Origin of the sequence: Pseudomonas azotoformans (assembly GCF_900103345.1) — a bacterium.
Lineage (GTDB): Bacteria > Pseudomonadota > Gammaproteobacteria > Pseudomonadales > Pseudomonadaceae > Aquipseudomonas > Aquipseudomonas azotoformans.
On sequence record NZ_LT629702.1, the window covers coordinates 2,413,058 to 2,429,677 of the forward strand.

Genomic DNA, 16,620 nt, shown 5'->3' on the forward strand with positions numbered 1-16,620 from the left:
CCGCTTGGTGACTCGTAGTCGGAATTACCTCTCAGAAACGTCGAATTAATGACGCGGTTTCTATGGCAGGTTGTGTCCCTCGTTTCCGCTACATACGTAGGACAAATCCACTGGCTAAATACACTTTCGAATACCGACTCTGGTGTGTGAGCAACGGATCGCCCCCGCAGAGGCCCAGAGCGTCTGTACACGGTTTTCGATATCAAGGATGAGAAGGCTATGAGTTTGACCAGCAGTATTGCCAACACACAAAGCCCGCATTTCTACGCCGAAATGGGCGAGTTGATTGCCAGCAGTGGCCACCCGGGCTTTGCCGCCCACATGCTGCACCTCGTGGGCAAATGGGTGCCGATCCACCTGGTGGATCTGAGCGAATGGACCCTCGACGAGCTGCGCGACCGCGTGCTCGATATCACGTTGCTGGGCAGCGCCGGCCAGACGCAGGACCTGCCGCCCCTGGCCCTGAATTCCATGGACGACCATCCCTTATTGCGCGAGATGCTCGGCATGCAGGACCCGCTGCTGATCCAATTGAAGGCCAAGGCCAACAGCGCTCACCCGCGTGGCACCTCGCACCAGTGCAACCTGGTGTCGCGCCAGGGCAACCGGCGCTGTGTGATTTCGTTTTATCGCCCGCCGACCCAGCGCGGGTTTTCCCTGGCCGAGTTGTCGTTTCTCAAGTGCCTGTCGGACACGCTGCTGCCGCTGATCGAGTGCCACGCCCAGAGCCTGCGCCAGGCACCGCACACCGAGGTTGAACCGGCCCACACGTTGCTGGAGCAGTCGCAATTGCAACGTGAGTTCTACAAGCGCCTGTCCCTGGGCGACATCACGTTGTCGGCGCGCGAGCAGGAGGTGTGCCTCGGCTTGCTGACCGGCGGCACCGTGCCGCAGATCGCGGAGAAACTGAGTGTGAAGAACAGTTCCATCGAGACCTACCTTAAACGCGCCGCCGCCAAGTTGGGCGTGAGTGGCCGGCACGGCCTCGCCAAGTGGATGGTGGGCGCCTGATGCATAAATTGAGCACCTTCGCGATGGTCTGGATGCTTGGCGGCTGCTCGCTGATCCCGGACTACCAACGGCCTGCGGCCCCTGTGCCTGCGCAGTATCCCCAGGAAGGCGTGTATGCGCTGGCGCAGTCCGGCACGTCGGACTGGCAGCAGCTGTTCCACGACCCGGCGCTGCAAGGGTTGATTGGCGATGCACTGGTCAATAACCGCGACCTGCGCGTGGCCGCGCTGAACGTCGAAGCGTTCCAGGCGCAGTACCGTATCCAGCGTGCCGACCTGTTCCCGGCGGTGTCCGCTACCGGCGCCGGCCAGCGTCGGCGTGTGCCTGGGGACGTGACCGGCACCGGCAAGGCCGCCATCACCTCCAGCTATTCCGCGACCCTGGGTATCAGCGCCTACGAGCTGGACCTGTTTGGCCGCATCCGCAGCCTCAGCGAACAGGCCATGCTCACCTACCTGGGCACCGAAGAGGCGCGACGCACCGCGCAACTGAGCCTGGTCGCCAACGTCGCCAATGCCTACCTGACCTGGCGCGCAGACCAGGAATTGCTGGCCCTGGCCCGGCAAACCCTGGTGGCCAACGAACACAGCCTGCGCCTCACCGGCCGCAGCAAAACCGCCGGCAAAGCCTCGGCGCTGGACGTGGTGCAAGCCACCACCAGCGTCGAAAGCACCCGCGCCAGCGTGGCCCGCTATGAGCGCCAGGTGGCCCAGGACCTCAACAACCTCGCCCTGCTGGTAGGCGGCCCGGTGGACGAACAGTTGCCGTCACGTCCACTTGCCGCCGACCTGGTGGCGCGCGTACCGGCCGGCCTGCCCTCGGACTTGCTGCAACGCCGCCCGGATATCCTCCAGGCCGAATACCAGTTGCGCGCCGCCAACGCCAATATCGGCGCGGCCCGCGCAGCGTTTTTCCCGTCGGTGAGCCTGACCGCCAACGCCGGCAGCGCCAGCACCGAACTGTCGGGGCTGTTCAAGGGTGGCTCGGGCAGCTGGACGTTCCAGCCGCAGATCAACCTGCCGATCTTCAACGCCGGCAGCCTGCGCGCCAGCCTCGACTACGCCAAACTGCAAAAAGACATCAGCGTGGCGCAGTACGAAAAATCGATCCAGACCGCCTTCCAGGAAGTCGCCGATGGCCTGGCGGCGCGGCAAACCTATACCGACCAGTTGCAGGCGCAGCGGGATTTCGTCGCGGCCAACCAGCAGTATTACAACCTGGCCGAGCATCGCTACCGCAGTGGCGTCGACAGCAACCTCACCTTCCTGGACGCGCAGCGTGCGTTGTTCAGTTCGCAACAGGCGCTGATCGTCGACCGCCTGGCGCAACTGGTGGCGGAGGTGAAGTTGTACACGGCGCTGGGCGGCGCGTGGAACGTCAGCGCAAGCCCGACTGCCGCAGCCGATACTCCCCCGGCGTCACCTGGGCATACCGAAGGAAAAACCGGCTGAAATACGCCGGGTCCTTGAAGCCCAGCTGGTAGCAGATCTCGTTGGCGGAACTGCCGGTGAACAGCAACAGGCGCTTGGCTTCCTGCATCACACGTTCCAGGATCAGGCGCTTGGACGGCAGGTCAGCCAGGCGCCGACACACCTCATTGAGGCGCGCCTCGGTCACGCCAATCCCCTCGGCGTAGCGCGCCAGCGGCCAGTGCTCCAGATAGTGGGCCTCGATCAGTTCGTTGAAGCGATGGAAGATGCGCAGGTCTTCGTGCCGGGTCGGGCGCGCCGGCAGTGAGTGGGCGCACAGGCGCAGCAGACGAATCATGATCAGGCGCGTGAGGCTGTCCAACGCGGCGGCGCGCCCTGCCCGCGCGGCGTTGATCTCCTCGTTGAGCTCTTCGAACAGTTGATCCAGGCCGTGGTCACCCGCCGTCAGTGCCACGCAGGCTGCGCCGGAGGCCAGGCTGGGATCAGCGTCGATCAACCCCCATACCAACTGCTGGCGCACCGTCAGCACATGCCCATCGGCATCCGCCTCGGTGACGAAGGCGTGGGGCACCGTGGGCGGCGTGAGGAAGAACATCGGCCCGGACTCCACGAACTGGCGGTCATCCAGGTACACCCGCACCGCGCCGCTCTTCACGTAATGCACCTGGAAAAACCGGTCATGCCGATGCACGGGCATGTTGCGCCCGAAAAATCCCGCCAGGTTGCCGAGCTTGTCGTAATGCACCTCGGCATCGCTGTAACGCTGGTCGTAGACCTGCCCGATGTTGATGTTGGGGATCGGCTTCACGGTGCCCTCTTTTTGTTGTTTTGATGCTGCCTGATTTTGCCACGCTTGACGGTAGTTAACATATTAATTATAACGTTAACACATTAACGAACTGCCTATGCAGCAGTCGCCACCGCCAGGAGAAACGCATGAGCCGTACCCTGCATGATGTTGCCAGCGGCACCCTGCTCGGCGTTGCGCTGAACTACCAGGGTCTGCTGGACCAGCATCTCGCCGCCTTCCAGCAGGCGCCCTACCAGAAGCCGCCGAGCAAGCCGGTGCTGTTTATCAAGACTCCCAATACGCGCAACGAGCACGCTGGCGTGGTGCGGCACCCCCAGGGTGAACGCCTGCAACCCGGCCCCGCTTTAGGCGCGGTAATCGGCCAGCGCGCCAGTCGTGTCAGCCTGGAAAACGCCATGGCCCATGTGGCCGGCTATGTGGTGGTGAATGAATTCAGCCTGCCGGAAGACAGCTACTACCGCCCGGCCGTCAAAGCCAAATGCCGCGATGGTTTTTGCGTCCTCGGGCCACAGTTGATCCCACGGGACCAGGTGGCCAACCCCAATCAACTGAGCCTCAGGCTGTGGGTCAACGGCGAACTGCGCCAGGAAAACACCACGGCCAATTGGGTGCGCGATATCCCGCAACTGATCGCCGAAATCAGCGAATTCATGACCCTGCACCCCGGCGACGTGCTGATCACCGGCACCCCCGAAGGCCGCGTCGATGTGCTGCCGGGCGACAGGGTAGAAGTCGAGATCAGCGGCGTGGGCCGTCTGCTCAATCACATTCAAGCGGAGACTCCAGCATGAAACACGCCCGTATCCGCTTTGAAGGTGCCGTGCACGCCGTACAGGTGCAAGCCGACAACGCCGTGCGCCTGGGCGATGGTCGCCTGCTCGCCGAAGACCAGGTGCAATGGCTTCCACCGGCCACCGGCAACATGTTCGCCCTCGGCTTGAACTACGCCGACCATGCGGCTGAACTGGCCTTCACCCCGCCCACCGAACCCCTGGCCTTCATCAAGTCCGTTGGCACCTACACCGGCCACCGCCAGGTCACCTGGCGCCCGGACAACGTCGCCTACATGCACTACGAGTGCGAGTTGGTGGCCGTGATCGGCAAGACCGCGCGCAACGTCAAGCGCGCCGACGCCCTGGACTACCTGGCCGGCTACACGGTGTGCAACGACTACGCGATCCGCGACTACCTGGAAAACTACTACCGCCCCAACCTGCGCGTGAAAAACCGCGACGCCACCACCCCGGTCGGCCCGTGGATCGTCGATGTGGCCGATGTGCCCGACCCCGGCAACCTGACCCTGCGCACCTGGATCAACGGTGAGCTGCGTCAGGAAGGCAGCACCCGCGACATGATTTTCGACATCCCCTACCTCATCGAATACCTGTCCAGCTTCATGACCCTGCAACCCGGCGACATGATCGCCACCGGCACGCCCGAAGGCCTGGCCGATGTGGTGCCCGGCGATGAAGTGGTGGTGGAAGTCGAAGGCGTGGGCCGTCTGGTCAACCGAATTGTCAGCGAGGCGGAGTTTTTCTCCGCCCGGAAAGAGGCGTGAGCAGCATGATCAAACACTGGATCAACGGCCGTGAGGTCGAAAGCAAAGACACCTTCATCAACTACAACCCGGCCACCGGCGAGGCGATTGGCGAAGTCGCCAGCGGCGGTGCCGAGGAAGTGGCCCAGGCCGTAGCGGCCGCCAAAGCGGCGTTCCCGAAGTGGGCCAACACCCCGGCCAGGGAACGCGCACGCCTGATGCGCAAGCTCGGCGAACTGATCGAACAGAACGTGCCGCACCTGGCCGAACTGGAAACCCTCGACACCGGCCTGCCGATCCACCAGACCAAGAATGTGTTGATTCCCCGCGCCTCGCACAACTTCGATTTCTTCGCCGAAGTCTGCACGCGCATGGATGGCCACAGCTACCCGGTGGACGACCAGATGCTCAACTACACCCTGTACCAACCGGTGGGCGTGTGCGGGCTGGTATCGCCGTGGAACGTGCCGTTCATGACCGCCACCTGGAAGACCGCGCCGTGCCTGGCGTTGGGCAATACGGCGGTGTTGAAGATGTCCGAGCTGTCGCCGCTGACCGCCAATGAACTGGGGCGCCTGGCGGTGGAAGCCGGAATTCCCAACGGTGTGCTCAACGTGATCCAGGGCTATGGCGCCACGGCTGGTGACGCGCTGGTGCGGCACCCGGATGTGCGCGCCATTTCGTTCACCGGCGGCACCGCCACCGGCAAGAAGATCATGCAGACCGCCGGCCTGAAAAAGTACTCCATGGAACTGGGCGGCAAGTCGCCGGTGCTGATCTTCGAGGATGCCGAGCTTGAGCGCGCCTTGGATGCGGCGCTGTTTACCATCTTTTCCCTGAATGGCGAACGTTGCACCGCCGGTAGCCGTATCTTTATCCAGGAAAGCGTGTACCCGCAGTTTGTCGCCGAGTTCGCCGCCCGCGCCAAACGCTTGATCGTCGGTGACCCACAGGATCCGAAGACCCAGGTCGGCTCGATGATCACCCAGGCGCATTACGACAAGGTCACTGGCTACATCAAGATCGGCATCGAGGAAGGCGCCACCCTGCTCGCTGGTGGCCTGGAACGCCCGGCCAACCTGCCGGCGCACCTGAGCAAAGGCCAGTTCATCCAGCCGACCGTGTTTGCCGATGTGAACAACAAGATGCGCATCGCCCAGGAAGAAATCTTCGGCCCGGTGGTGTGCCTGATCCCCTTCAAGGACGAAGCCGAGGCCCTGCAACTGGCCAACGACACCGAGTACGGCCTGGCCTCCTACATCTGGACCCAGGACATCGGCAAGGCCCATCGCCTGGCGCGCGGGATCGAAGCCGGCATGGTATTTATCAACAGCCAGAACGTGCGCGACCTGCGCCAGCCGTTTGGCGGGGTGAAAGGTTCCGGCACCGGACGTGAAGGCGGCCAGTACAGCTTCGAAGTGTTTGCCGAGATCAAGAACGTGTGCATTTCCATGGGCAGCCACCACATCCCGCGTTGGGGTGTGTAACACCGGGTCATGCGCTCCAACAACAATAATGAATCTGGAGAATCATCATGGGCGAAGTGGTCCTGGCAGCGAAGATCTGCCACGTACCGTCGATGTACCTGTCGGAACTGCCCGGCAAGCATCACGGCTGTCGCGAAGCGGCGATTGCCGGGCACAAGGAGATCGGCCGCCGCGCCCGCGAACTGGGCGCCGACACCGCAGTGGTGTTCGACGTGCACTGGCTGGTCAACAGCGGTTACCACGTCAATTGCGGCGAGCGGTTCCAGGGCACCTACACCAGTAACGAACTGCCGCACTTCATCAAGAACATGCAGTACGCCTACCCCGGTTGCCCCGAACTGGGCGCGTTGATCGCCGCCGAGGCCAACCTGGCCGGCGTGCGCAGCATGGCCCACAACATCCCGAGCCTGGAGCTGGAATACGGCACCCTGGTGCCCATGCGCTACATGCACATGGACGTGCCGGAGGATGAGACATTCAAGGTTATTTCCATCGCCGCCTGGTGCGCCTGGCACCGCCTGGAAGACAGCTTCGCATTCGGTGCCGCCGTGCGCCGGGCTATCGAAAAGAGTGACCGCAAGGTGCTGGTGCTGGCCTCGGGCTCGCTGTCGCACCGCTTTTCGGACGACCGTCAGGCCGAGGCGAATATCCACACCTGGACCCGCGAATTCGACAAGCAAGTGGACCTGCACGTGGTGGAGATGTGGAAGCAAGGCCGCTTCAAGGAGTTCTGCGCGATGCTGCCGGACTACGCCGAGCACTGCTTCGGCGAAGGCAAGATGCACGACACCGCGATGCTCCTGGGCCTGCTCGGCGGGCCGGATTATGCCAAGCCGGCAGAAATCATCACGCCGCCGTTCGGCAGTTCGGGCACCGGCCAGATCAACGCGATTTTCCCCCTGTAGAACCGGGAGATACCCATGCCGCACTTTATCGCCGAGTACACCGACAACCTCGAACCACAGGCCGACCTGCCCGGCCTGTTTGAAAAGATCCACCGCGTGCTGGGCGACAGTGGCGTGTTCCCCCTCGGCGGTATCCGCAGCCGTGGCGTACGCCTGGACACCTGGCGCATGGCCGATGGCAAGCATGACTACGCCTTTGTGCACATGACCCTCAAGGTCGGCCATGGCCGCGACCTGGCCACACGCCAGGCGGTGGCCGAAGCGGTGTTCGCGGTGATCACTGCGCACTTTGCCGAACTGCAGGCGCAACGTTTGCTGGCGCTGTCATTCGAGATGGTCGAGCTGCACCCGCAGCTCAATTTCAAGCAGAACAATGTGCATGCGTTCCTGAACAACCCGGCGGGGTAAACCCGCTGTTCTCCTCACGGCCTCTCAGACAAAAAGTACAACATCATGAGCACAGCCCACTCCACCGCCAGCCACGCGCTGGCCGAGCACGACCGTACCCATCGTTCAGTGACGTGGCGCCTGATGCCGCTGTTGCTGGTGTGTTACCTGTTCGCCCACCTGGACCGCATCAACATTGGCTTCGCCAAGATGCAGATGAGCAGCGACCTGCAGTTCAGCGACACGGTCTACGGCTTCGGCGCCGGGCTGTTTTTCATCGCCTATGCGCTGTTCGGCGTGCCGAGCAACATGGCCCTGGACCGCGTCGGCCCCAGGCGCTGGATCGCCAGCCTGATGGTGGTGTGGGGCCTGTTGTCCACCGGCATGCTGTGGGTGGAGAGTGCCCGTGGTTTCTACGTGCTGCGCTTTCTGCTGGGGGTGGCCGAGGCCGGGTTTTTCCCGGGCATCCTGGTGTTTCTCAACCGCTGGTACCCGGCGCGCCGTCGCGGCCAGGTCACCGCGTTGTTCGCCATCGCCGTGCCCATGGCCGGGGTGTTGGGCGGGCCACTGTCCGGGGCGATCCTGGAACACTTCCACGATGTCGGCGGGATGCGTGGCTGGCAGTGGATGTTCCTGATCGAAGGCTTGCCCGTGGTGCTGCTGGGGCTGGTGGTGCTCAAGTGGTTGCCGGACGGCTTCGACGCGGTGCACTGGCTGACCGCCGAACAAAAACACCAGTTGCATGACCAACTGCGCAGCGAGGAACAGCGCAAGACCATCACCTCGTTCGGCGGCATCCTGCGCGACCCGCAGGTATGGCTGCTGGTGGCGGTGTATTTCGCGGTGATGCTGGCGGTGAACACCCTGGCGTTCTGGATGCCCACCCTGATCCACGGCGCCGGTATCGGCCGCGACAGCCAGGTCGGCCTGCTCAGCGCCGTGCCGTACCTGGCCGGGTGCTTCTTCATGATCGGCTGCGGGCGTTCCTCCGACCGCCATCGCGAACGCCGCTGGCACCTGTGCGTGCCGCTGCTGATGGCGGCGGTCGGGATTGCCGTGGCGGGGCTGGCGCCGGGCAATCCGCTGCTGGTGATGGGCGGGCTGGTGCTGGCCGGCATGGGCGCCAGTGCCGCCCTGCCGATGTTCTGGCAACTGCCGCCGGCGTATCTATCCACCACCACCCAGGCCGCCGGTATCGCCATGATCAGCTCGTTCGGCAGCGTCGCCGCGTTCCTCGCGCCGTACCTGATCGGCTGGATGCGCGACGCCACCCAGAGCGCCAGCCTGGCGCTGTACGTACTCGCCTTGTTCATCGCCCTCGGCGGCCTGCTGGTGCTGCGCACCCACGCCGCCATCGTCAACCCACATTAAGGACCGTTGCCATGCTCCCCCCCCAGCAAATTCTCCAGGCCGCTGCGCACCTGGACCGCGCCGAACGCAGCCGCGAACAGGTGCGCCAGTTTTCCCTCGACTACCCCGGCATCACCCTCGACGACGCCTACGCCATCCAGCGCGCCTGGGTCGCGCAAAAGATCAAGGACGGGCGCACTTTGAAGGGCCACAAGATCGGCCTCACCTCGCGGGCCATGCAGGTCTCGTCGAACATCACCGAGCCCGACTACGGCGCCCTGCTCGATGACATGTTTTTCGACGAAGGCAGCGACATTCCCTTCGAACGCTTCATCGTGCCGCGAGTGGAAGTGGAGCTGGCGTTCATCCTCGGCAAGCCGCTCAAGGGCCCGAACTGCACGGTGTTCGATGTGCTCGACGCCACCGAGTGGGTGATCCCGGCGCTGGAGATCATCGACGCACGCATCCAGCAGGTCGACCCGCAGACCAACGCGACGCGCAAGGTGTTCGACACCATCTCCGACAACGCCGCCAATGCCGGGGTGGTGCTGGGTGGCCGTGCCGTGCGGCCGACCGAGATCGACCTGCGCAAGGTGCCAGCGGTGCTGTACCGCAATGGCGTGATCGAAGAGTCCGGCGTGTCGGCCGCCGTGCTCAACCACCCGGCCAAGGGCGTGGCCTGGCTGGCGAACAAACTGGCGCCGTATGACGTGACCCTGCTGCCGGGGCAAGTGATCCTCGGCGGCTCCTTCACCCGCCCGGTCGCGGCCCGCCCTGGCGACACGTTCCATGTCGACTACGACCTGCTTGGGTCGATTGCCTGCCGCTTCGTCTGACCCCTGGAGGATTGCCATGGACCTGCCCATCAACCGCTTCAAACAACGCCTGCACAGCGGCGAGGTGCAGATCGGCCTGTGGCTCGGCCTGGCCGACGCCTATTGCGCAGAGCTGGCCGCCAATGCCGGTTTCGACTGGCTGCTGATCGATGGCGAACACGCGCCCAATCACCTGCAAGGCATGCTCGGCCAGTTGCAGGCCATCGCGCCCTACCCCAGCCAGGCGCTGATCCGCCCGGTAATCGGCGACAGTGCGTTGGTCAAGCAACTGCTGGATATCGGCGCCCAGACGCTGCTGGTGCCCATGGTCGAAAGCGCCGCCCAGGCCCGCGAACTGGTGCGTGCGATGCGGTATCCGCCCCAGGGCATTCGCGGTGTCGGCAGTGCCCTGGCGCGAGCTTCGCGCTGGAACAGCATCCCCGGCTACCTGGATCAGGCGGACGAACAGATGTGTCTGCTGGTGCAGATCGAAAACCTTGAGGGCCTGGCGAACCTGGACAAGATTGCCGCCGTCGAGGGCGTGGACGGTGTGTTTATCGGCCCGGCAGATTTGAGTGCATCGATGGGGCATCGGGGGAATCCGGGGCACCCGGATGTGCAGGCGACGATTGAGGATGCGATCACGCGCATCGTGCAGTCGGGCAAGGCGGCGGGGATTCTCAGCGCGGATGAAAACCTGGCGCGGCGCTACATTGAGTTGGGCGCGACCTTTGTCGCGGTGGGCGTGGATACCACTGTGTTGACGCGTGGGTTGCAGGCGCTGGCCGGGAAATTCAAAGGCAGTCCCGAGGCTGACCACAGCGGTGGAGTCTACTGAAATCTCATGTGGGAGCGGGCTTGCTCGCGAATGCAGTGGTTCAGCCAGACTATTCTCTGACTGACCCACCGCATTCGCGAGCAAGCCCGCTCCCACATTTTGATCCTCAGTGTTCGATGTGTTGATTCAACGCTTGATATTGATGTTCTTCAAGTCATCCAGCAGACCCAGCAGGGTCTGCAACTTCTCTTCGCCAAACTGATCCTGCAACCGCTGGTAGTTGGCCTCCATGCACTGGCTCATCGACTCGAAGCTGGCCTTGCCCTTGTCGGCCAACGTCACCAGTACCCGGCGCTGGTCCTGCTCGGCCTTGCGCCGATGCACCATGCCGGCGGTTTCCATGCGCACCAGCACACCGGTCATGCTCGGCTTGAGGATGCAGGCCAGTTCGGCCAACTGGTAGATCTCCAGTTCACCGTACTGCTCGAGGATGCGGATGATCCGCCATTGCTGTTCGGTCAGGCCGTGTTCATTCAGGGACGGGCGGAAAAAACTCATGGCGGCTTCGCGGGCTTGCAGCAAGGCCAGGGTCAGGGATTGTCGAGGTTTGGACATAGGGATCAGGGTCACGAAGTATTTAGTTAATAATTTAACGAAACTCTAACATTCCCTGCCGGCGAGCGCGCTATAACTTGTTGAGCGCACCGCCCATGGCGCGCTGAATCAAATGCATGGGCACGCAGGATCAAGACTTCCATCCCGCCAGGGCCCCTAATGGAGGCATCCGCTTTAGAGCCTTCCTTCACCTTTTCAGGCTGCGCCATGATCAACATCGAAACCCCCACGTATTACACCGCCACCAAGAAATACAACCTGAGTTTCCCCACCCTGGAACAGGATATCGACGCCGACGTGATGGTGATCGGCGGCGGTTTTTCCGGCATCAACACGGCCCTGGAACTGGCGGAAAAAGGCATCACCAATATCGTGGTGCTTGAAGCGCGCTACCTGGGGTTCGGTGGCACCGGCCGCAACGGCGGGCAGATCATGGCCGGTATCGGTCATGACCTGGAGAAGATCAAGAAGGACGTGGGCGAAGACGGCCTGCGCCAGGTGTTCGAGATCAGCGACCTGGGCGCGGACATCATCAAGAACCGCATCGCCAAGTACAACATCGACGCGGACTTCTGCCACGGCTACGGCTACATGGGCTTCAACGCCCGCCAGGAAAAAACCCTGCGTGCCTGGGAAAAGGACTTCAAGTCGATCAACAGCCAGCACGAGATCCGCTTTCTCGGCGGCGCGGATGTGCAGCAGATCATTGGTTCCAAGGCCTACAGCAGCGCCCTGCTGCACATGGGCGGCGGGCATGTGCATTCGCTCAACCTGCTGCTGGGCGAAGCCACCGCGCTGGCCGGCCATGGGGTACGGATTTTCGAGAACAGCCCGGCGCTGGAAGTAAGCTACGGCGGACGCATCACCGTGCGCACCGGCCGTGGCTCGGTGCGCGCCAGCAAGCTGCTGTGGGCCTGCGACAGTTTCCTCAACAAGCTGGAGCCGGAGTTGCACCGTTCGACCATCAACACCTACGCGTTCCAGATGATGACCGAGCCGTTGTCCGAAGAACTGATCCAGCGCATCAGCCCGATTCGCGGGGCCTACAGCGACATTCGCCCGGTGATCGACTACTACCGCGTCACCAACGAAAACCGCCTGCTGTTCGGCGCCGCAACGCCGTTGGTGGAGCATATTCCCGGCGACCTCAAGGCCTGGAACCGTCACCTCATGCTGAAGATCTTCCCCTACCTCAAGGACGTGAAAATCGACCTGGCCTGGGGCGGCCCGATGGCGTGCAGCCCCAACCTGTTCCCGCAGATCGGCACCTTGCCGGGGCGCAGCAACGCGTTTTTCGTGCAGGGCTATTCCGGTTTCGGCGTGACCCCGAGCCACATCATCTGCAAGGTCCTGGCCGAAGGCATGAGCGAAGGCTCAGCGCGCTACGACCTTGTCAGCTCGATTCATCGCCCGACCATCATCGGCAAGGACGCGATTCGCCCCTTGCTGCTGACGGCGGGCAAATCCTGGCACCAGCTTTCCGGCTATTGGAACGGTCGCCGCTAACCCCCCCCCTCTGTAGGAGCGGGCTTGCCCGCGAAAATCGTTAACGATAACGCGGGCATTCTGAATGATCGCGGTGCCCTTGCGTTTTTCGCAAGCAAGCTCGCTCCTACAATTTGTCCTCATCAGGAGTAACTGCCATGCCCCTCACCCCCCTCAAGCACAATGTCCAACTCTCGGAACTCGACCCTTGGGGCACCGTGGCCGACCTCGGCTCCGAGATCCTCGAAGGCGACGTGCGCGCCTTCGGCAAGATGACCTTCGGCGCGCCCACCGACCCGGTCAGCAGCGCTTATTTCGGTACCACCCAGGGCAAGTTCCGTATGGTTTATCCGTTCGCCGAACAGGCCACAGTGGTCACCGGCGAAGTGCTGCTCACCGACGAATCCACCGGCCAGTCCACCCGCTACAAGGCCGGTGACAGTTGGTTCGTGACCAAAGGCACGCCCGTGCTGTGGGAAGTGCTCAGCGAAAGCTTCGTCAAACATTACTTCGCCGTCGTGTAGGGAGGCGCCACCATGTCGAGTTCCCCAGATTGGATTACCGTGGGCGCGCTGGCCGACGGCTTCGCTCCAGACGCCTTCATCCTGCCCAACCTGGCCGAGCTGGCGGGCCAGGCGTTCACCCTGCACTTCGCCAATGGCTGGCAGATCGAGCACCGTTTCGAGCAGGACCGCCTGGCCTGGCGCGCCGCCGATGGCCACTCCAGTGGCAGCGCGCCTTACCGTGCTACCTCGATTCGCCCGGGCCTGTACCTGGTGGATTTCATCAAGCACGAGGCCGGGCATAGCTGGTCGATCAGCCTGGTGCTGGACACACCGAACGCCTCGTTCACTGCCGTGATCGGGCGCCTGCCGGATCAGGCCCAGACCCACGAAGGCCTCTACCACCGCGCCCTGGCCGGCAAGCCGCTGACCTCGGTGGAAGTCGACTTCCTCCACGGCAGCCTCGACCGCCCGTGGCACGCCGGCCACTGCCGGCATGTGCCCACCGATGAGCTGGTGGGCCTGCGCAACCAATACCGCTACAGCCCCAGCGAGGTCTACGAGCACATCTACCTCAACGAGCGGTTCTATGCCTGGCAATGCCTCAAAGGCGTGGAGCAAGGCTTGTGCGACACCGACCGCTGCCATTACTACAAGATCGCCGACCAGCTGTACCTGTTCGTGTGGCAGGAGAAGATCGTGCCGACCCTCGGCCTGGTGCTGATCGACCTGCAGCAGCACCGCAGCGACGGCAAGATCTTCGGCTATGCCGGTGCATCCTTCGATGCGCTGTCGAACTTCCCCATCAGCTCGTATTGCCAGGTGCTCAACCGCACGGAGTATCCCGATGACTGAGCCGCGCACGGTGTTGATCACCGGTGCCGGCACGGGCATCGGCGCTGCGTGTGCCCGGCTGTATGCACAGGCAGGTGCGCGCCTGGTGCTGGTTGGCCGGCGGCGTGAGCCCCTGGAACAGGTGGCGCGGGACACCGGCGGCCTGGTCCTGGTGGGCGACGCCGCCTGCCCGGACACCTGGGTAGGGTTTATCCGCCAAATCCGCGAACAGTACGGCCGCCTCGATGTGCTGCTGGCCTGCGCGGGCGGGCATGGCCTGGGCAGTGCAACCCAGACCAGCCCCGCCACCTGGGACAGCGCCCTGCGCAGCAACCTGGACAGCGCGTTCTATAGCGCCCGTGCCTGCTTGCCGCTGTTGCAGGAAAGCACGGGAAATATCGTGCTGATCGGCTCCATCGCATCAATGGCGGCAGGGCCTGAGGTGTGCGGCTACACCACGGCCAAGCATGCGCTGATCGGGCTCAATCGCTCGCTGGCGCGGGATTATGGGCCGAGCGGCGTGCGCGTGAACGCGGTGTGCCCGGGCTGGGTGCACACACCTATGGCGGATGCCGAGATGCAGCCACTGATGCACGCCTATGGCGACACGTTGCAGCAGGCCTATGCGCGAGTCTGCGCTGACGTGCCGCTGCGCCGAGCCGCCAGTGCCGAAGAGATCGCCAGGGTCTGCCGCTTTCTGGCCTCAAGCGACGCTTCGATCATTACCGGCGCAACCATCGTCGCCGATGGCGGCTCAAGCATTGTCGACGTGCCCACGCTGGCCTTCGCGCACCTGGAGAGCGCCCATGAGTGACCTCGATTTCAGCGGGCAAGTCGTGCTGGTCACGGGCGGTGCCCAGGGCATTGGTCGTGGCATCGTCGAAGCGTTTGCCCAGCGTGGGGCGCGAGTGGTTATCGCCGATCGCCTGCTGGTGCAGGCCCAGGAGGTGGCCGACGACTTGTGCGCGCAAGGTTTTCGCGTTGAGGCCGTGGGCGTCGACCTGGCGGATTCAGAGGCGGTGTTCGCCTGCGTCTACGGCTTGGGGTCGCTGGATATCCTGGTGCACAACGCCGGCTATTTTCCGCTGACTGCGTTTGAGGACATCACTCCGGAAATTCTGCAACGCACCTTGGCCGTCAACCTGTCGGCGCTGTTCTGGCTGACCCAGGCCGCGTTGCCGGTGTTTCGCGAACAGGGCCGGGGCTGCGTGCTGGTGACCTCCTCGGTCACCGGCAACCGCGTGGGTTATCCGGGGCTCAGCCACTACGCGGCGTCCAAGGCCGGGGTCAATGGATTTATCCGCAATGCCGCGCTGGAACTCGCGCCGCTGAATGTGCGGGTCAACGGTGTGGAACCGGGCATGATCGCCACGCCGGCGATGGATAACCTGGGGGATGCTGGGTTGAATGACGCCATTGCCAGGCGGGTGCCATTGGGGCGTCTGGGCGCGGCGGCGGATATTGCCGGGGCGATGCTGTTCCTGGCTTCCGGCCTGGCCAGCTACATCACCGGGCAGACCTTGGTAGTCGATGGTGGCGCCACCCTGCCTGAGATCTGAAAACCGATTCCAATGTGGGAGGGGGCTTGCCCCCGATAACAGTGTGTCAGTCACCACAGGCTTGGCTGAACCACCGCTATCGGGGGCAAGCCCCCTCCCACCTTTGGCCTCCTTGGTTTTGGAGGCCCCGGTTATGCCCCCACCGCCTGCATCCGGCTCGAACGGAAATCCTTCGGCGACACCTCGAACTGCTTCTTGAACGACCGGCTGAAGTGCGCCGAATCGGTAAAACCCCATTTATAGGCAATCGAGGTGATCGACTCGCTGCGCAGGCACGGGTTGGTCAAGTCATCCGCGCTGCGCTTGAGCCGCGCGCGCTGGATGTAGCGGCACACGCTATCGTCCTGTTCTTCGAACAGACGGTACAGGTGGCGCACCGAGATGTTCAGCCGGTTGGCCAGGCCGATCGGGCTGAGCCCCGGCTGGCTCAGGGACTCATCGATGACCTTTTGCACATAGCTGCGCAGGTTACTGCCCTGCAGCGCTGCCAGGCCCTCGCGGCATTCGTCGCCCTGCTCCAGGGCCGACCCCAGCAGCGACACGAAGGCCGTTTGCAGCGCTTCTACTTCACCCGCGCCGTCTGCCGTGTCGTCCTTGCACAGTTGATCCATCAGCACATGCAGCATGCGCCCGCAGGCTTTGGTCGAGGATATTTTGCCGAAGGCCCGTGCGTCGCCGCCCAGGTGCTTGCACACCTGCGGCCGCGAGAGTGACAGCGAGGCGTGCTCGATCAGGCCGAAGGGGGTGATTTCGATGGAGCCCACCGAGTCCATCAACAGCATCTCGCCAGGCGCCAGTTGCAGGGTCTGGCCGTTCTGCGCGATCTGCGAATAGCCGCTGCGTTGGCTGACCAGGAAACAGTCCTGGTCGTTGTCATGGTCGGCGTGGTGCGCCGGGCGTTTGATCAGCCCGGCATTGGTGCGCAGGATGGCCACGCCGCGTGGCAAGTCTCGGATCTCGCCGATGAACAGCGAGCGGTTGAACGCCAGTTCCGTCTCGAAATAACCGCACGCGGCGCGTAGCTCGCGGTTCCAAGTGTCCAGCCCGTCGTGTGCATGCTGTGGGATGCTCATGGGGTGTCTCCGCAATGGCTTCTTTTTGTTGTTCTGATGC

18 protein-coding genes are annotated in these 16,620 nt (G+C 63.5%); 15 read left to right on the forward strand and 3 right to left on the reverse strand.

The window, feature by feature from the left end:
- Nucleotides 1-219 precede the first annotated feature (219 nt).
- Complete coding sequence (locus tag BLR69_RS10470) at nt 220-1,011, forward strand: helix-turn-helix transcriptional regulator (RefSeq protein ID WP_071495913.1); 792 nt, start codon at nt 220-222, stop codon at nt 1,009-1,011.
- Nucleotides 1,011-2,462, forward strand: coding sequence for an efflux transporter outer membrane subunit (locus BLR69_RS10475; RefSeq protein ID WP_071495914.1), 1,452 nt, complete (start codon nt 1,011-1,013; stop codon nt 2,460-2,462). Before BLR69_RS10470 ends, BLR69_RS10475 begins: the two co-directional genes overlap by 1 nt.
- Here BLR69_RS10475 and hpaA read toward each other — a convergent pair.
- The gene (gene hpaA, locus BLR69_RS10480; protein ID WP_071495915.1) at nt 2,389-3,249 is read right to left on the reverse strand and encodes a 4-hydroxyphenylacetate catabolism regulatory protein HpaA; all 861 of its coding nucleotides are present in this window, start codon (nt 3,247-3,249) and stop codon (nt 2,389-2,391) included. The two genes, BLR69_RS10475 and hpaA, sit on opposite strands and share 74 nt — an antisense overlap.
- Before the next feature lie 128 nt (nt 3,250-3,377).
- Between hpaA and BLR69_RS10485 the strand changes: the two genes are divergently transcribed.
- From BLR69_RS10485 to hpaI, 8 genes are read left to right on the forward strand one after another with little or no spacing between them, the layout of a single operon-like run.
- Nucleotides 3,378-4,043: a fumarylacetoacetate hydrolase family protein gene (locus tag BLR69_RS10485; protein WP_071495916.1), complete on the forward strand. Its 666-nt coding sequence runs from the start codon at nt 3,378-3,380 to the stop codon at nt 4,041-4,043.
- Nucleotides 4,040-4,810 carry a fumarylacetoacetate hydrolase family protein gene (locus BLR69_RS10490; RefSeq protein WP_071495917.1) on the forward strand — a complete coding sequence of 257 codons (771 nt, stop codon included), beginning with the start codon at nt 4,040-4,042 and terminating at the stop codon, nt 4,808-4,810. The genes BLR69_RS10485 and BLR69_RS10490 overlap by 4 nt, the downstream gene beginning before the upstream one ends.
- Nucleotides 4,811-4,815: 5 nt before the next feature.
- Entirely contained in the window at nt 4,816-6,276 is a 1,461-nt protein-coding gene (gene hpaE, locus BLR69_RS10495) for a 5-carboxymethyl-2-hydroxymuconate semialdehyde dehydrogenase (protein WP_071495963.1), read from the forward strand.
- Between the two features lie 47 nt (nt 6,277-6,323).
- The gene (gene hpaD / locus BLR69_RS10500; RefSeq protein ID WP_071495918.1) at nt 6,324-7,181 is read left to right on the forward strand and encodes a 3,4-dihydroxyphenylacetate 2,3-dioxygenase; all 858 of its coding nucleotides are present in this window, start codon (nt 6,324-6,326) and stop codon (nt 7,179-7,181) included.
- Nucleotides 7,182-7,196: 15 nt separating this feature from the next.
- Nucleotides 7,197-7,589, forward strand: coding sequence for a 5-carboxymethyl-2-hydroxymuconate Delta-isomerase (locus BLR69_RS10505; protein WP_071495919.1), 393 nt, complete (start codon nt 7,197-7,199; stop codon nt 7,587-7,589).
- A gap of 45 nt (nt 7,590-7,634) precedes the next feature.
- A complete protein-coding gene (locus tag BLR69_RS10510; RefSeq protein ID WP_071495920.1) occupies nt 7,635-8,939 on the forward strand; it encodes an MFS transporter in 1,305 nt (434 codons plus the stop codon).
- An 11-nt stretch (nt 8,940-8,950) separates the two neighbouring features.
- Nucleotides 8,951-9,754, forward strand: a complete 804-nt coding sequence (gene hpaH, locus BLR69_RS10515; protein WP_071495921.1) for a 2-oxo-hept-4-ene-1,7-dioate hydratase — start codon at nt 8,951-8,953, stop codon at nt 9,752-9,754.
- Between the two features lie 16 nt (nt 9,755-9,770).
- Nucleotides 9,771-10,571 (forward strand): 4-hydroxy-2-oxoheptanedioate aldolase, encoded by an 801-nt coding sequence (gene hpaI, locus BLR69_RS10520; RefSeq protein WP_071495922.1) that lies wholly within the window; start codon nt 9,771-9,773, stop codon nt 10,569-10,571.
- 126 nt (nt 10,572-10,697) lie between these two features.
- Here hpaI and hpaR read toward each other — a convergent pair whose 3' ends face one another.
- Complete coding sequence (hpaR, locus tag BLR69_RS10525) at nt 10,698-11,126, reverse strand: homoprotocatechuate degradation operon regulator HpaR (protein ID WP_071495923.1); 429 nt, start codon at nt 11,124-11,126, stop codon at nt 10,698-10,700.
- Nucleotides 11,127-11,333: 207 nt separating this feature from the next.
- On the opposite strand from hpaR, the gene BLR69_RS10530 reads away from it, so the two are divergent.
- The 5 genes from BLR69_RS10530 to BLR69_RS10550 all read left to right on the forward strand — a co-directional run bounded on the left by BLR69_RS10530 (nt 11,334) and on the right by BLR69_RS10550 (nt 15,507).
- Entirely contained in the window at nt 11,334-12,632 is a 1,299-nt protein-coding gene (locus tag BLR69_RS10530; RefSeq protein ID WP_071495924.1) for an NAD(P)/FAD-dependent oxidoreductase, read from the forward strand.
- Between the two features lie 137 nt (nt 12,633-12,769).
- The gene (locus BLR69_RS10535; RefSeq protein ID WP_058426103.1) at nt 12,770-13,135 is read left to right on the forward strand and encodes a cupin domain-containing protein; all 366 of its coding nucleotides are present in this window, start codon (nt 12,770-12,772) and stop codon (nt 13,133-13,135) included.
- Nucleotides 13,136-13,147: 12 nt separating this feature from the next.
- A complete protein-coding gene (locus BLR69_RS10540) occupies nt 13,148-13,969 on the forward strand; it encodes a molybdenum cofactor biosynthesis F family protein (RefSeq protein ID WP_071495925.1) in 822 nt (273 codons plus the stop codon).
- Nucleotides 13,962-14,762 carry an SDR family NAD(P)-dependent oxidoreductase gene (locus tag BLR69_RS10545; RefSeq protein WP_071495926.1) on the forward strand — a complete coding sequence of 267 codons (801 nt, stop codon included), beginning with the start codon at nt 13,962-13,964 and terminating at the stop codon, nt 14,760-14,762. Before BLR69_RS10540 ends, BLR69_RS10545 begins: the two co-directional genes overlap by 8 nt.
- A complete protein-coding gene (locus BLR69_RS10550; RefSeq protein ID WP_071495927.1) occupies nt 14,755-15,507 on the forward strand; it encodes an SDR family oxidoreductase in 753 nt (250 codons plus the stop codon). The genes BLR69_RS10545 and BLR69_RS10550 overlap by 8 nt, the downstream gene beginning before the upstream one ends.
- Nucleotides 15,508-15,638: 131 nt before the next feature.
- Here the strand turns inward: BLR69_RS10550 and feaR are convergent, their stop codons facing one another.
- On the reverse strand, nt 15,639-16,580 hold the full coding sequence (gene feaR / locus BLR69_RS10555; protein ID WP_071495928.1) for a transcriptional regulator FeaR: 942 nt from the start codon (nt 16,578-16,580) through the stop codon (nt 15,639-15,641).
- Nucleotides 16,581-16,620: the final 40 nt, after the last annotated feature.

What these genes read in the sequence shown, in the direction of transcription:
- hpaH (WP_071495921.1), top strand. Translation starts at nt 8,951, where the DNA reads ATGCTCCCCCCCCAGCAAATTCTCCAGGCCGCTGCGCACCTGGACCGC.
- BLR69_RS10510 (WP_071495920.1), top strand. Translation starts at nt 7,635, where the DNA reads ATGAGCACAGCCCACTCCACCGCCAGCCACGCGCTGGCCGAGCACGAC.
- BLR69_RS10485 (WP_071495916.1), top strand. Translation starts at nt 3,378, where the DNA reads ATGAGCCGTACCCTGCATGATGTTGCCAGCGGCACCCTGCTCGGCGTT.
- BLR69_RS10545 (WP_071495926.1), top strand. Translation starts at nt 13,962, where the DNA reads ATGACTGAGCCGCGCACGGTGTTGATCACCGGTGCCGGCACGGGCATC.
- BLR69_RS10535 (WP_058426103.1), top strand. Translation starts at nt 12,770, where the DNA reads ATGCCCCTCACCCCCCTCAAGCACAATGTCCAACTCTCGGAACTCGAC.
- BLR69_RS10475 (WP_071495914.1), top strand. Translation starts at nt 1,011, where the DNA reads ATGCATAAATTGAGCACCTTCGCGATGGTCTGGATGCTTGGCGGCTGC.
- BLR69_RS10540 (WP_071495925.1), top strand. Translation starts at nt 13,148, where the DNA reads ATGTCGAGTTCCCCAGATTGGATTACCGTGGGCGCGCTGGCCGACGGC.
- BLR69_RS10490 (WP_071495917.1), top strand. Translation starts at nt 4,040, where the DNA reads ATGAAACACGCCCGTATCCGCTTTGAAGGTGCCGTGCACGCCGTACAG.
- feaR (WP_071495928.1), bottom strand. Translation starts at nt 16,580, where the DNA reads ATGAGCATCCCACAGCATGCACACGACGGGCTGGACACTTGGAACCGC.
- BLR69_RS10470 (WP_071495913.1), top strand. Translation starts at nt 220, where the DNA reads ATGAGTTTGACCAGCAGTATTGCCAACACACAAAGCCCGCATTTCTAC.
- BLR69_RS10505 (WP_071495919.1), top strand. Translation starts at nt 7,197, where the DNA reads ATGCCGCACTTTATCGCCGAGTACACCGACAACCTCGAACCACAGGCC.
- hpaD (WP_071495918.1), top strand. Translation starts at nt 6,324, where the DNA reads ATGGGCGAAGTGGTCCTGGCAGCGAAGATCTGCCACGTACCGTCGATG.
- hpaR (WP_071495923.1), bottom strand. Translation starts at nt 11,126, where the DNA reads ATGTCCAAACCTCGACAATCCCTGACCCTGGCCTTGCTGCAAGCCCGC.
- BLR69_RS10550 (WP_071495927.1), top strand. Translation starts at nt 14,755, where the DNA reads ATGAGTGACCTCGATTTCAGCGGGCAAGTCGTGCTGGTCACGGGCGGT.
- BLR69_RS10530 (WP_071495924.1), top strand. Translation starts at nt 11,334, where the DNA reads ATGATCAACATCGAAACCCCCACGTATTACACCGCCACCAAGAAATAC.
- hpaI (WP_071495922.1), top strand. Translation starts at nt 9,771, where the DNA reads ATGGACCTGCCCATCAACCGCTTCAAACAACGCCTGCACAGCGGCGAG.
- hpaE (WP_071495963.1), top strand. Translation starts at nt 4,816, where the DNA reads ATGATCAAACACTGGATCAACGGCCGTGAGGTCGAAAGCAAAGACACC.